The sequence below is a fragment of the Puerhibacterium sp. TATVAM-FAB25 genome (genome assembly GCF_046535855.1).
Lineage (GTDB): Bacteria > Actinomycetota > Actinomycetes > Actinomycetales > Cellulomonadaceae > Puerhibacterium > Puerhibacterium variabilis_A.
Genome location: NZ_JAXUAK010000007.1, coordinates 75,397 through 88,624, shown reverse-complemented (window position 1 = coordinate 88,624; position 13,228 = coordinate 75,397). Strand labels below are relative to the sequence as shown.

Here is a 13,228-nt window from a genome sequence, read left to right as displayed (position 1 = left end):
CGGAGCCCCTGTCGAAGACGAGGCGAGCGAGGGGGAGTGTGTCAGCGGGACACCGCGAGAACCAGAACCAACGGGCACCATCACCCCGAAATCACCCGAGAGCGCCCAGGTCCGCCCCGGTCCGTCGCGCCGTTCCTCACGGCGTCGCCCGCCCGGCCGATGGGTAACTCGCACGACCGCTCCGGTCGGCACCGGTGGCGACGAGGGGACGGGCCATGACAGGCATCGACGAGGTGCTCCGGCACGGTCAGGTGCGGAGCGTCTTCCAGCCGATCGTCGACCTGGACTCGGGCGCCGTGGTCGCCTACGAGGCACTGGCCCGGGGGCCGCAGGGCCCGCTCGAGCGGCCCGACCTGCTCTTCGCCGCAGCCCGCGAGGCCGGCCGGCTGCGCGAGCTGGACGAGCTGTGCCGCCGGACCGCGCTGCGGACGGCGATCACCACGGGTGTCCTCGAGCCCCTCACGCTCTTCGTCAACGTGGAGCCGGAGGTGCTCGACACCGCCCCGCTCGAGGAGCTCCTGGCCATCGGCGCCGCCGCCCCCCGGGGCCTGCAGGTGGTCCTCGAGATCACGGAGCGCGCCATCGCCGCCCGTCCGGCCGAGCTGCTCGCGACGGTGCAGCGCCTGCGCGAGGCCGGGTGGCGCATCGCGCTCGACGACGTCGGCGCGGACGACCTCTCGCTGGCGTTCATGCCGCTGCTGCGTCCCGACATCGTCAAGCTCGACCTGCGGCTCGTGCAGCAGCGCCCCGGCCCCGAGGTGGCCGAGATCATGAACGCCGTCAACGCCGAGGCCGAGCGGGCGGGCACGGTGGTGCTCGCCGAGGGCATCGAGCACGAGGGGCACCTGAAGACGGCGCGCGCCCTGGGGGCCACCCTCGGCCAGGGATGGCTGTTCGGCCGACCGGGCGAGGCCCTCGTCCCGGGGCTGCCCACCGCGCCGCTGCAGCTGCGCACCCCGCCCGCCACCCGCCGGCAGGACTCGCCGTTCGCCTGCCTGCCCGTGGGCACGCCGGTGCGCCGGTCCACGAAGGCGCTGCTCATCGAGGTCAGCAAGCACCTCGAGCGGGAGGCGATGCGGCTGGGCTCCACCTGCACCGTCGTCGCGGCGTTCCAGGAGGCCCGGCACTTCACGCCGGCCACGGCGCACCGCTACCGCGAGCTCGCGGACCGGGTCGGCTTCGTCGCCGCGATCGGCCAGGGTTTGGACGCCGAGCCGGTCGCCGGCGTCCGCGGCGCCGACCTGGACCCCGGCGACGTCGTCCGCGGCGAGTGGGACGTGGCGGTGCTCGCGCCGCACTTCGCCGCCGCGCTGCTGGCCCGCGACCTGGGCGACACCGGCGTCGACCGGGAGCGGACGTTCGAGTTCGCGCTGACCTACGACCGCGAGGTCGTCGCCGACGCGGCGCAGGCGCTGATGTCGCGGGTGCTGCCGCAGGACGCCGTCCGCCACGTCGCTGCCGACGCCGCCGCGGGCGGGAGCGACGGCGACGCCGGGGCCGCACCGGCTCCGGGCGGCGCCCCGGGCCGGCGCGCGAGCGACACGACGGAGCGCACGCTGCGCCGGGCGCTCGCCGCGACCGGCAACGGGGTGGCGATCAGTGACGTGACCCGCCCCGACCAGCCGCTGGTCTACGTCAACACGGCTTTCGAGCGTCTCGCGGGGCTGCGCGCGGAGGAGGTGCTCGGGCGCAACTGCCGCTTCCTGCAGGGCGAGGGCACCGACCCCGCGGCCGCGGCACGGCTGCGGTCGGCGATCGCCGAGGGGCGCGAGGCCCGCGAGACGCTGCTCAACTACCGCGGGCCGGAACGGACGCCCTGGTGGAACGAGGTCTACGTCGCGCCCGTCTTCGACGACGACGGCCGGCTCGTCCAGTACATCGGGGTGCAGAACGACGTCACCGACCAGGTCGACGCCCAGGAGCGGCTGCGGGCCGAGCACGAGAGGTCGCAGTCGTACCTGCGCGAGCTCGAGCGCCTGGCGTACCTCGACCCGCTGACCGGCCTGCTCAACCGCCGGCGGCTGGCCGAGTCGCTCGAGACGACGCTGCAGGAGGCGCGGGGCGCCGGCACGGGGGTCGCGGTGCTGTACCTCGACCTCGACGGCTTCAAGCAGGTCAACGACGACCACGGCCACGCGGTCGGGGACGCGCTGCTGCAGGTCGTCGCGGACCGGCTGCGCACCCGCCTGGGCGACGGCGAGCTGGTCGCGCGGCTCGGCGGCGACGAGTTCCTCGTCATCGTCCCAGGCGTGGGCCGGGAGTCGGGGCGGGCGGAGGCCGAGCGCCTCGCGGACGAGCTCGCCGAGGCGCTCGCCGAGCCGGCGACGACGGACCGGGGGACCGTCGACGTGCGGGTGTCGATCGGCGTCAGCGCCTACCCGCAGGACGGCGCGAGCTTCGACCGCCTCGTGCACGCCGCGGACCAGCGGATGTACCGCACGAAGCACGGCGCCGACGTCGGCGCCGGCCGCTGACGACGAAGGCCCCTCGCCGCGTGGCGGGGGGCCTTCGTGCTGGAGCGGGTGACGGGAATCGAACCCGCGCTGTCAGCTTGGGAAGCTGAAGTTCTACCATTGAACTACACCCGCGTGACGCACCGACGGCGGTGCGCGCGTCCCGATCATAACCACCACCTGCGGGTCGGCCGAAACCGACGCCCCGGGGCGGGGACTACGGTGTCCCTCGTGCTGCTCTCCGACCGCGACATCCGTGCCGAGCTCGACGCCGGGCGCGTCGTCCTGGACCCGTACGAGCCGGACATGATCCAGCCGTCGAGCATCGACGTGCGGCTCGACAAGTACTTCCGGCTCTTCGACAACCACAAGTACCCGGTCATCGACCCGTCGCAGGAGCAGCCGGAGCTCACCCGCCTCGTCGAGGTCGGCCCCGAGGAGCCGTTCGTGCTCCACCCGGGCGAGTTCGTGCTCGGCTCCACGTTCGAGACCGTCACGCTGCCCGACGACGTCGCCGCCCGTCTCGAGGGGAAGTCGTCGCTGGGCCGCCTGGGCCTGCTCACCCACAGCACGGCGGGCTTCATCGACCCGGGGTTCGGCGGTCACGTGACGCTGGAGCTGAGCAACGTGGCCACGCTGCCGATCCTGCTGTGGCCGGGCATGAAGATCGGCCAGCTGTGCTTCTTCCGGCTGACCTCGCCCACGGAGCACCCCTACGGCTCCGCCGCGTACGGCTCGCGCTACCAGGGGCAGCGCGGCCCGACGGCGAGCCGGTCGTGGCAGTCGTTCCACCGCACCACGATCTGAGCCACGGCACTGGCCACGGCACCGACCACGGCACCGACCACGGGCAGACGGAGACGGGGATGGGCGACGAGAACAAAAAGGACGATCCGGGTCTAGGCGGGCAGCGCTCGCGGCGCTACGCTCGGTCGCGCCACGCCGGCGGGACGCGTCGTCGTGCGCTGCCGACCCGGAAGGAGCTCCGTCGCATGGCCCAGTCCGCCGCGTCCGCGCTCCCCGCGCTGCCGCGCTCGGTCACCCGCGGGCACGAGGCCCGGCACCTGCTCGCCCTGCCGGCCGACGTCGCCGTCGACGAGGTCGAGGTGCTCGCGATGTCCCGGTTCGTCGGCACCCGCTGGGACGTGGTCCCGGCGGACCTCGCGGCCGTCGACGTGCCCGCGGGCCGCGCCGCCGGCTCCGGCGAGCCCGGCGTGCTGCGGCTGAGCCGCCACTCCACGCTCACCGGCCCGTACGCGCCGGCCGGCCAGGGCTTCGACCCCGGCCTGCCCCCGGGCACGCAGCTGGTGTTCGACGTCGTCACCCCGCGCGAGCGCTGGGACGACCCGCCCGCGCCGGGCGGGGGCGACCGCGACGGGCTGGCGCGCTCGTTCCCGGCGGGCCTGCCGAACCGCGAGGAGGAGCGCGTCATGACGTGGCTGGTCGCCGCCGCGCGCCGGCTCGGCGGCTCGGTGCGCGTCGACGTCGCGGGGCTGTGGGACCCCGCCGTGGCCGACGACCGGCGCGGCAGCGGCGTCCTGCTCGCGCCCGACCCGGCCGCGGCCGTGGACCTCGCGGTCTTCTCCGACGTCTGGCTCGACCCGCTGGCCTGCCAGCAGGTGGCGCAGGCGGTGCACCCGGCGGCGGCGCTCGCCACGGAGGGCGCGGAGTACCAGGGGCCGCCGAAGGGCCTCGCCGAGCGGCAGCTGTTCCCGGGGGAGGACCTCGACCCGGACGAGCGCCGGGAGCTGCACGCCCGCGCCGACGACTTCGACATCGCCGCGCTGCAGGCCCCGCAGGTGCTGGACGGCTACGGCGTCGTCACCGACCTCGGCCCGGACGGGTACGTGACCGTCGAGGTCATGGGCGAGGAGACGCTGCCGCTGCTGCTGCGCGACCTGCCGTGGGCGCAGGGCGGGTGCGTCGCCTACCACGTGCGGTGGGACCCGCCGGACGTGGTGGCGGCGCAGCGCGAGGTCCCGGACCCGGCCCTCGTGGCTGCCCGGCGCCGCGCGGCCGAGGTGGTGGCCGGGATGTCGCGCGCGCTGTGGGAGGCCGTCGGCGGCGAGATCGCCGACGAGGCGGACTTCCTGGTGGACCCCGAGGACCTCTGAGCGGCCGCCGGCGCGCGGCTGCGCCCGTCCCGCGGGCACCCGGGATCGATACCCCGGGCAGGTAACGGTCAAGAACCGGTAAGATGGGTCGCGAAATCGCCCACCCGCCCGCGTCACGCGGTACGTCGTCGACCCTGCCTGTCCGAGGCTCGAATGCGTTCCGTACGGCGCCCGACCGGACGGAGCGGACGTGCTGCTCGTACTTCTCGCCCACCTCGTGCTCGCCCTGGCCGCGCCTGCCCTCGTGGGGTGGTGGGGCCGGCGTGCCTTCTGGGCGCTCGCCCTCGGCCCCGCGGCCGCGGCGGCCTACGCCCTGACCAAGACGCCGGCGGTGCTCGCCGGCGAGACGGTCGTCGAGCAGGTGCCCTGGGTGCCCGGCCTCCACCTGGCGCTCGACTTCCGGATCGACACGTTGTCGTGGCTGATGCTGCTGATCGTCGGCGGCGTCGGCGCCCTCGTGCTGCTGTACTGCAGCGCCTACTTCTCCCGCGACGCGCAGGGCCTGCGCCGGTTCGGCGGCGTTCTCGTCGCGTTCGCCGGCGCCATGGCCGGCCTCGTCACCTCCGACGACCTGCTGCTGACCTTCGTGTTCTGGGAGCTCACGACCGTCTTCTCGTACCTGCTGATCGGCCACTACGCCGACCGCAAGGCGTCGCGGCGCGCCGCCATGCAGGCCATCGTCGTCACGACGGCGGGCGGCCTGGCGATGCTCGTGGGCCTGGTCATCCTCGGCGTCGACGCGGGCACCTGGCAGGTGTCCGAGGTGGTCGCCGCGGGTGCCGACGGCCGGCTCACCGGGCCCGCCGTGACGGCCGCGGCCGTGTGCCTCGTGGTCGGCGCGGCGAGCAAGTCGGCGCTCGTGCCCACCCACTTCTGGCTGCCGGCGGCGATGGCGGCCCCCACGCCGGTGTCCGCCTACCTGCACGCCGCGGCGATGGTGAAGGCCGGCATCTACCTGGTCGCGCGGTTCGCCCCCGCCTTCGGCGGCGTCCCGGCCTGGCGCGTGACGCTCGTCGTGCTCGGGGCGGCGACGCTGCTGCTCGGCGGCTACCGCGCCATGCGCCAGCACGACCTCAAGCTCGTGCTCGCCTTCGGCACCGTCTCCCAGCTGGGGCTGCTCACGATGCTGCTGGGCTACGGCACGCGCGCCGCGGCGCTGGCGGGCCTGGCGCTGCTCGGGGCGCACGCGATGTTCAAGGCGTCGCTGTTCCTCGTCATCGGCGTCGTGGACCGCGCGACGGGCACCCGCGACCTGCGCCGGCTGTCCGGCCTGGCGCGTCAGCTGCCGATCACCTGCGCCGCGGCCGTGCTCGCCACCGCCTCGATGGTCGGCCTGCCGCCGTTCGCCGGCTACGTGGCCAAGGAGGCGGCGCTCGAGGCCTTCGTGGCGGACGCCCACCACGGCGACCCGCTCGGCTGGTGGATGGTCGCGATCGTCGCCGTCGGGTCGGCGCTCACCCTGGCCTACGGGCTCCGCTTCCTGTGGGGCGCGTTCGGCACCAAGCGCGACTGGGAGCGCCGCTGGCACACCGAGCACCCGCTGCCCGCAGACGAGGAGGGCCCCGTCGCGGGCCCGACGCCGGCCGAGCGGCAGCCCTTCTGGCTCGTGGCCCCGCCGGTGGTGCTCGGCGTGCTGGGCCTGGTCGCCGGCCTGCTGCCGGGTCTCGGCGAGGGGGTGCTGGCCCCGTACGCGGACACCTACCCCGTCGGGGAGCCCGGGCACCTGGCACTGTGGGCCGGCGTCGCCCCGCCGCTGGGCGTCACGCTCGTCGTCTTCGCCGTCGGCTTCCTGGCGTTCTGGCAGCGCTTGCGCGTGGAGCGGTGGCAGGACCTGCTGTGGTCGCCGCGCGGCGCCGACGCCGTCTACCGCCGCTCGATGCGCCGGCTCGACGACCTCGCCGCCGACGTCACCGGCCGCACCCAGCGCGGCTCGCTGCCGTTCTACCTCGGCGCGATCCTCGTCGTGCTCGCCGTCGGGCCCGGCCTGGCGCTCGCGTACGGGCTGCTGGACCCCGCCGCGGGCACGGGCGTCCTGCCGGTCGCGGCCGACGCCGCGGACCGGGACGGCGTCGTCGCCCTCGGGCCGCTCGCCCTGGTGCTGTGGGACCGGCCCGCGCAGCTGGCCGTCGTCGCGGTGGTCGCGGTGGCGGCGGTGCTCGCCGCCCGGTCGCGCCGCCGCCTCAAGGCGGTGCTGCTGGTCGGCGTGGCCGGCTACGGCAACGCCGCGCTGTTCCTGCTGCACGGCGCGCCCGACCTCGCGCTGACGCAGGTGCTGTGCGAGACCGTGACGCTCGTCGTCATGGTGCTGGTGCTGCGCCGCCTGCCCCCGTACTTCTCCTACCGGCCGCTGCCCGCGAGCCGCTGGCTGCGGCTCGCGGTGGGCGTCGTCACCGGCCTGGTGATGATGCTGTTCTGCGTCGCGGCCCCGCTGGCCCGGGTGCACCTGCCGATCTCCGTGGACTTCCCCGAGGAGGCCGTGGCCTTTGGCGGCGGAAAGAACGTGGTCAACGTGACCCTCGTGGACATCCGCGCGTGGGACACCGTGGGCGAGATCTCGGTGCTGCTGGTGGCCGCCACCGGCGTCGCGTCGCTGGTGTTCCTGCGCCAGCGCAGCGGCACCGTGCTGCGCGCGGTCGACGACGCCGCGGCCACCCGGCGGGAGGCCGAGGCGTTCGCCAAGGCGCCCAAGCGCCCCCAGTACGCGCGGTGGCTCGTGGCCGTGCCGACGCTCGCCCCGGAGCGGCGGTCGGTGATGTTCGAGGTCATCACCCGCGTGATCTTCCACGCGATGGTCGTGTTCGCCCTGTTCCTGCTGTTCAGCGGGCACAACGCCCCGGGCGGCGGCTTCGCGGCCGGCCTGGTGGTGGGCATCGCGCTCACCGTGCGCTACCTGGCCGGCGGACGGTACGAGCTCGGCGAGGCCGCGCCCGTGCACCCCGGCCTGCTGCTGGGCACGGGCCTGTTCCTGTCCGCCGGCGTGGGCCTCGCCGCTCTGCTCAGCGGGCACGAGGCGCTGCAGAGCTTCATCGTCCACGACCTGCACCTGCCCGTGCTGGGCGAGGTCCACCTGGTCACCAGCCTCTTCTTCGACATCGGGGTGTTCCTGGTCGTCGTCGGGCTCGTGCTCGACATCCTGCGGACGCTGGGTGCCGAGCTCGACCGGCAGGCCGACGACCGCGACGACGTCGAGGAGGCCGCCCGGATCGCCCGAGCCCGCGAGGAGGAGCCCGCATGATCGTGCTCGACACCGTGCCGTCCGGCGCGCTGGTGCTGGTGGTGGGCGTGCTGTTCGCCGCAGGCGTGTACCTGCTGCTCGAGCGCTCGCTCACGCGGGTGCTGCTCGGCTTCGTGCTCGTCAGCAACGGCGCGAGCCTCGCCATCCTCGTGGCCGGGGGCCGCGCCGGCGCGTCGCCGATCGTCGGCAACGCCCCCGAGGACGAGCGGATGAGCGACCCGCTGGCGCAGGCGATGATCCTGACCTCGATCGTCATCACGCTCGCCCTGGTGGCGTTCGTGCTGGCGATGGCCTACCGCTCGTGGCAGCTCAACGGCCACGACGAGGTGCAGGACGACGTGGAGGACCGCCGCATCGCGCGGCTCGCGGCGCGCAACGCGCCGTCGTACGAGGACGCGGACGCCGGCGAGCCCGGCGTCTCCCTGGACGAGGAGGCGGCAGAGATCCACGACGAGGTCGCACAGGTGACGAAGGTGCGCACGCCCGAGGCGGCGCCCGACGACGGGCGCGACCCCGCGCCCGGCACGGGCCGCGACGGCAGGGACGGCAGCGACGGCAGCGACGGCCGCGCCGGCCGGGACGGGGGCCGCGCGTGAGCCTGTGGTCCCTCGAGACCCTCGTCCCCCTGCCGGTCCTGGTGCCGCTGTTCGGCGCCGGGCTCACCCTGGCGCTGCACCGCCACGTGCGCGCCCAGCGGGCGATCTCGGTGGCCGCGATCGCCATCGCGCTCGCGGCGTCCGTCGCGCTGCTCGTGGCCGCAGACGACGGTCCCGTCGTCGTGGAGATCGGCGACTGGGCGGTGCCGGTCGGCGTCGGCCTCGTCGCCGACCGCCTCGCCGCCCTCATGCTCACCGTCAGCGGCGTGGTCATGCTCTGCGTGCTGCTGTACTCGATGGCGCAGGGTGTCGCCGACAGCCCCGGCCGGGACGACGACCCGGACGCCGACGAGGAGGCGCAGTCCGAGGTCATCCCGGTGGCGATCTACCACCCGACCTACCTGGTCCTGGCGGCCGGCGTGGCCGACGCGTTCCTCGCCGGGGACCTGTTCAACCTCTACGTCGGGTTCGAGATCCTCCTGGCGGCCTCGTACGTGCTGCTCACCGTGGGCGGTACGGGCGAGCGGATCCGCGCCGGCAGCGTCTACGTCGTCGTCGCCCTGCTCAGCTCGGTCCTGTTCCTCACCGCGGTCGGGTTCGCCTACGCCGCGACGGGCACGGTGAACATCGCCCAGCTGGCCGAGCGGCTGCCCGACGTCGACCCCGCGGTGCGCCTGGGCATCCAGCTGCTGCTGCTGCTCGCGTTCGGCATCAAGGCGGCGATCTTCCCGCTGTCGGCCTGGCTCCCGGACTCCTACCCGACGGCTCCGGCCCCGGTCACCGCCGTGTTCGCCGGCCTGCTCACCAAGGTGGGGGTGTACGCGATCCTGCGCACGCAGACGCTGCTGTTCCCGGGGCACGAGCGGGTGGAGCAGGTGCTCATGGTGCTCGCCGTGCTCACGATGGTGGTGGGCATCCTCGGCGCCGTGGCGCAGGACGACGTCAAACGACTGCTGTCGTTCACCCTGGTCAGCCACATCGGATACATGATCTTCGGCATCGCGCTGGCCTCGGAGGCGGGGACCGCCGCGGCGATCTTCTACGTGGTCCACCACATCACGGTGCAGACCACCCTGTTCCTCGTCGTCGGGCTGGTGGAGCGGCGCGGCGGCTCGACGTCGCTCGACCGCCTCGGCGGCCTGGCCAAGGTGGCACCCGGGCTGGCGATCCTGTTCTTCGTGCCCGCGATGAACCTCGCCGGCATCCCGCCCCTGTCCGGGTTCCTCGGCAAGGTCGGGCTGCTGGAGTCCGGCGTCGCGGACGGGTCCCTGCTGGCCTGGCTCGCCGTGATCGGCTCCGTGGTGACCTCGCTGCTGACCCTGTACGCCCTGGTCAAGGCGTGGAACAAGGCGTTCTGGCAGGCGCCGTCCCAGGCGATCGTCGAGGGCACCACGGGCGAGGCCGTGCTGCCGCGCGGCATGGTCGGCCCGACGGCGGCGATGGTCGCCGTCGGCCTGGCCCTCACCGTGGTGGCAGGGCCGCTGTACGCGTACTCCGAGCGCGCGGCGGCCACGTCGATGGACGGACGCACGTACGTCGACTCCGTCTTCCCCGGGGGCGCGGAGCGCGGCACCGGGTCGTCCAACGACGTCGTGGGGGAGGGGCACCCGTGAGCAGCGCGACCGTGACCGCACCCGGGCCGTGGCGCCGCCGCGCCCGCCGCCTGCGCCACCAGTGGACCACCATCGCCGCGCTCACCGTGCTCTGGGTGCTGCTCTGGGGCGACCTGTCGTGGGCCAACCTCATCGCCGGCGCGCTGCTCGGCGCCGTCCTCGTGACCGTGCTGCCGCTGCCGTCCGTCGAGACGCGCGGTCGGCTGCGGGTGGTGCCCTTCCTCGTGCTGGCGGGGCGCTTCCTCGTCGACCTCTTCGCCGCGTCGTTCCACGTCGCGTGGCTCGCGCTGCGGCCGGGCCCGGCGCCGCGCTCCGGGATCGTCGGGGTGTGCCTCGCGTCGAGCTCCGAGGTGTTCCTCACGATCACCGCGGAGATGACCTCGCTGGTGCCGGGCTCCGTGGTCGTCGAGGCGCACCGCAGCACCCGCATGCTCTACCTGCACGTGCTCGACCTGCCCTACTCGGGCGGGCCGGACGGCGTCCGGGAGACGACGCTCGCGCTCGAGGCGCGCGTGCTGCGGGCGTTCGCGTCCGACGACGAGCTCGTCCGGCTCGGGCTCGCGGCGCCCGGCGACCCGCTCGTGCGCCGGACCGCCCGGCAGGCCGGCCGGAAGGAGGGACGCGCATGATCGTCGCCGTCTTCGTCACGACCGCCCTGCTGGCCGTCGCGGCGCTGCTGGCCGTCGTCCGGATCGAGCGAGGCCCGTCCATGCTCGACCGCAGCATCGCGTTCGACGTGCTCACCAGCGTCCTCGTCGGCGCCATCGCCGTCGAGGCCGCGTGGTCGCGCCGCACCGAGACCATCCCGATCCTCGTGGTGCTGTCCCTCGTGGGGTTCGTGGGGTCGGTGACCATCGCGCGGTTCGCGTCGGTGGAGCCCGAGGGCGAGGCGTCGGTCCCTTCGTCGGAGGAGATCGCGGCCGACGAGGCCGACCGGCTGGAGGCCCTGGACACCGCGGAGGCGTCGCACGACGCCGAGCACCACGGTGGCGGCGCGGAGGGAGAGGTGCGATGACCGAGGTCCTGCCCGGCTTCTGGACGACGCTGGCCGACGTCGTGGCGGCCGTGTGCCTGCTGCTCGGCGGGTTCTTCTCGCTGTCCGCGGGCGTGGGCGTGCTGCGCTTCGGCGACCTGCTGGCGCGGACGCACGCCGTGGCGAAACCGCAGGTGCTCGGCCTGATCCTGCTGCTCCTGGGGGTGGCGCTGCGGGTGCGCTCGTGGCCTGCCGTGACGATGCTCGCGCTGGTGGTCGCCTTCCAGCTGCTGACGTCGCCCGTGGCCGCGCACATGGTGGGCCGGGCCGGCGTGCGCACCGGCAAGGTGGACCCCGCCGGCCTCGAGGTCGACGAGCTGGGCGACGACCCCGCCGAGCCGCGGCAGGCGCCGCAGCAGCCGACGCCGCCGCGGTAGGCGCGCCGGGCAGCGGGCGGGTCCGCGGCCGTGCCGCCGGCGGCGCGGCATGATGCCCGGGTGGACTTCTCGCAGCCGCCCGTGGTCCGCGTCGTGCCCGACGCCCGGCACCCGCTCCCGGCGGGGGAGTGGCCGCGGACGGTGCCCGCCGTCGAGCAGCTGCTGCGCGACGGGCTCGACCTCGCGCCGGGCGTGACGTTCCTGGTCGGCGAGAACGGCAGCGGCAAGTCGACGCTCGTCGAGGCCGTGGCCGTCGCCTACGGGCTGTCGCCGGAGGGCGGCACCGCGCACGGGCGGCACTCGACCCGGCAGACGGAGTCGCCGCTGCACCGTGCCGTGCGGCTGCAGCGGGGCGTCGGGTCGGGCCGCTGGGGCTTCTTCCTGCGCGCCGAGACGATGCACGGCTGGTACACGTACCTGGAGGAGCACCCGGGGGCGGGGGACCCGGTGTTCCACGAGATGAGCCACGGCGAGTCCTTCCTCGCCGTCCTGAAGTCCCGGTTCGACGGCGCCGGCCTGTACTGCCTCGACGAGCCCGAGGCGGCGCTCAGCTTCGCCTCCACGCTCAGCCTCATGAGCGTGCTGGCGGACCTGGCCGAGCGCGGCGGGCAGGTGCTGTGCGCCACGCACTCGCCGGTGCTCGCGGCGCTGCCCGGCGCCACGATCCTGGAGGTGGGGCCGTGGGGCCTGCGCCCGACGACGTGGGAGGAGCTCGAGCTCGTGCAGCACTGGCGGGCGTTCCTCGACGCTCCCGGGCGCTACCTGCGGCACCTGCTCGCCTGACGCCGCCGCGGCAGGCCCCTGCCCCGGTCTCCACGGTCTCGACGCCGGAGGAGCCGCCGCTGCCCGCGTGACGGGCCCGTCACGCGGCGCGCGCGAACCAGTCGAGCGCCAGGGCGGCGACCGCGTCGGGCGCGTCGTCGGTGATGAAGTGCGCGGCGTCGTCGACGTAGGCGAGCTCGACGCGGTCGGCGTACCGCTCCGGGTCGCGGCAGATGCGGCCCATCAGCTCCTCGGTGGTGGGGTGGTCGCGGCGGCCGAACACGACGAGCGTCGGCACCGTGAGCCGCCGGCGGCGGTAGACGCCGCGCATCATGCGCACGGCCTCGGCCAGGACCGTGCGGCGCACGAGCGGCCGCACCGCGGCGTCGACCTCGGGCCGGCGCATCGGCGCGAGGTGGGCCTCGATCGTCGCCTCCGGCAGCGGGTGGGCGACGTACCGGTCGGAGAAGATCCCGCGCAGCGAGGCGCCCGGGCGGTGCCAGACGAGCGGCGGCAGGTGCTGGAACGCCGGGAGGAGCCTCGGGCTGAACGAGAAGAAGGCCGGCCACACGGACAGCTGCACCGCCGTCCGCACCCGCTCGGGGTGGAAGTACGTCAGCTGGATCGCGGTGATGACGCCCATGTCGTGCGAGACGACGTGGGCCCGCTCGACGTCCAGGGCGTCGAGGAGGGCGAGCAGGTCGCGCAGCCGGGTCTCGCGCTCGACCCGCGGGTCGTCCGCCACCGTCCAGCCGGCGCCGCGCAGGTCGGGGCAGACGACGCGGTAGCCGGCCGCGGCGAGGGCCGGGGCGACGGCGCGCCACTGCCACCAGTGCTGGGGGAACCCGTGCAGCAGCACCACCGGCTCGCCCTCGCCGACGACGGCGACGTGCGTGCGCAGCCCGGGCGTCTCGACGAGGAGGTGGTCGAACCCGGCGGCCTCCGGCAGCGGCGGCGACCAGGCCGCGGCGTCGGCGGGACGGGTGCCGCGGGGCTCGAGCGTGGCCATGGCGACCTCCTCGGCGAGGCATTCCTACTACGTCCA

The 13,228-nt window shown here is 75.0% G+C and carries 11 protein-coding genes and 1 tRNA gene; 10 read left to right on the top strand and 2 right to left on the bottom strand.

Annotation, left to right across the window (positions count from 1 at the left end):
* Positions 1–215: 215 nt before the first annotated feature.
* Positions 216–2,474: a diguanylate cyclase domain-containing protein gene (locus tag U5M74_RS08770; protein WP_410908139.1), complete on the top strand. Its 2,259-nt coding sequence runs from the start codon at positions 216–218 to the stop codon at positions 2,472–2,474.
* Between the two features lie 40 nt (positions 2,475–2,514).
* Here the strand turns inward: U5M74_RS08770 and U5M74_RS08765 are convergent.
* Positions 2,515–2,588 (bottom strand) — tRNA-Gly (locus U5M74_RS08765).
* Between the two features lie 96 nt (positions 2,589–2,684).
* Between U5M74_RS08765 and dcd the strand changes: the two genes are divergently transcribed.
* The 9 genes from dcd (at position 2,685) to U5M74_RS08720 (ending at position 12,204) form a co-directional block, all read left to right on the top strand.
* Positions 2,685–3,260 carry a dCTP deaminase gene (gene dcd, locus U5M74_RS08760; protein WP_410908137.1) on the top strand — a complete coding sequence of 192 codons (576 nt, stop codon included), beginning with the start codon at positions 2,685–2,687 and terminating at the stop codon, positions 3,258–3,260.
* Between the two features lie 185 nt (positions 3,261–3,445).
* Positions 3,446–4,567: a hypothetical protein gene (locus tag U5M74_RS08755; RefSeq protein ID WP_410908135.1), complete on the top strand. Its 1,122-nt coding sequence runs from the start codon at positions 3,446–3,448 to the stop codon at positions 4,565–4,567.
* A gap of 190 nt (positions 4,568–4,757) precedes the next feature.
* Positions 4,758–7,802, top strand: coding sequence for a Na+/H+ antiporter subunit A (locus U5M74_RS08750; RefSeq protein ID WP_410908133.1), 3,045 nt, complete (start codon positions 4,758–4,760; stop codon positions 7,800–7,802).
* Positions 7,799–8,398, top strand: coding sequence for a Na(+)/H(+) antiporter subunit C (locus U5M74_RS08745; protein ID WP_410908131.1), 600 nt, complete (start codon positions 7,799–7,801; stop codon positions 8,396–8,398). The genes U5M74_RS08750 and U5M74_RS08745 overlap by 4 nt, the downstream gene beginning before the upstream one ends.
* Positions 8,395–10,011, top strand: coding sequence for a Na+/H+ antiporter subunit D (locus U5M74_RS08740; RefSeq protein WP_410908129.1), 1,617 nt, complete (start codon positions 8,395–8,397; stop codon positions 10,009–10,011). The genes U5M74_RS08745 and U5M74_RS08740 overlap by 4 nt, the downstream gene beginning before the upstream one ends.
* On the top strand, positions 10,008–10,640 hold the full coding sequence (locus U5M74_RS08735) for a Na+/H+ antiporter subunit E (RefSeq protein ID WP_410908127.1): 633 nt from the start codon (positions 10,008–10,010) through the stop codon (positions 10,638–10,640). The genes U5M74_RS08740 and U5M74_RS08735 overlap by 4 nt, the downstream gene beginning before the upstream one ends.
* Complete coding sequence (locus U5M74_RS08730; RefSeq protein WP_410908125.1) at positions 10,637–11,026, top strand: monovalent cation/H+ antiporter complex subunit F; 390 nt, start codon at positions 10,637–10,639, stop codon at positions 11,024–11,026. The genes U5M74_RS08735 and U5M74_RS08730 overlap by 4 nt, the downstream gene beginning before the upstream one ends.
* On the top strand, positions 11,023–11,421 hold the full coding sequence (gene mnhG, locus U5M74_RS08725; RefSeq protein ID WP_410908123.1) for a monovalent cation/H(+) antiporter subunit G: 399 nt from the start codon (positions 11,023–11,025) through the stop codon (positions 11,419–11,421). The genes U5M74_RS08730 and mnhG overlap by 4 nt, the downstream gene beginning before the upstream one ends.
* 60 nt (positions 11,422–11,481) lie before the next feature.
* A complete protein-coding gene (locus U5M74_RS08720; protein WP_410908121.1) occupies positions 11,482–12,204 on the top strand; it encodes an AAA family ATPase in 723 nt (240 codons plus the stop codon).
* A gap of 79 nt (positions 12,205–12,283) precedes the next feature.
* On the opposite strand, the gene U5M74_RS08715 is transcribed toward U5M74_RS08720, so the two are convergent.
* Positions 12,284–13,192, bottom strand: coding sequence for an alpha/beta fold hydrolase (locus tag U5M74_RS08715; protein ID WP_410908119.1), 909 nt, complete (start codon positions 13,190–13,192; stop codon positions 12,284–12,286).
* Positions 13,193–13,228 lie beyond the last annotated feature (36 nt).

Coding starts and splice junctions, on each gene's coding strand:
- U5M74_RS08770 (WP_410908139.1), top strand. CDS start 216: ATGACAGGCATCGACGAGGTGCTCCGGCACGGTCAGGTGCGGAGCGTC.
- U5M74_RS08715 (WP_410908119.1), bottom strand. CDS start 13,192: ATGGCCACGCTCGAGCCCCGCGGCACCCGTCCCGCCGACGCCGCGGCC.
- mnhG (WP_410908123.1), top strand. CDS start 11,023: ATGACCGAGGTCCTGCCCGGCTTCTGGACGACGCTGGCCGACGTCGTG.
- U5M74_RS08745 (WP_410908131.1), top strand. CDS start 7,799: ATGATCGTGCTCGACACCGTGCCGTCCGGCGCGCTGGTGCTGGTGGTG.
- U5M74_RS08755 (WP_410908135.1), top strand. CDS start 3,446: ATGGCCCAGTCCGCCGCGTCCGCGCTCCCCGCGCTGCCGCGCTCGGTC.
- U5M74_RS08730 (WP_410908125.1), top strand. CDS start 10,637: ATGATCGTCGCCGTCTTCGTCACGACCGCCCTGCTGGCCGTCGCGGCG.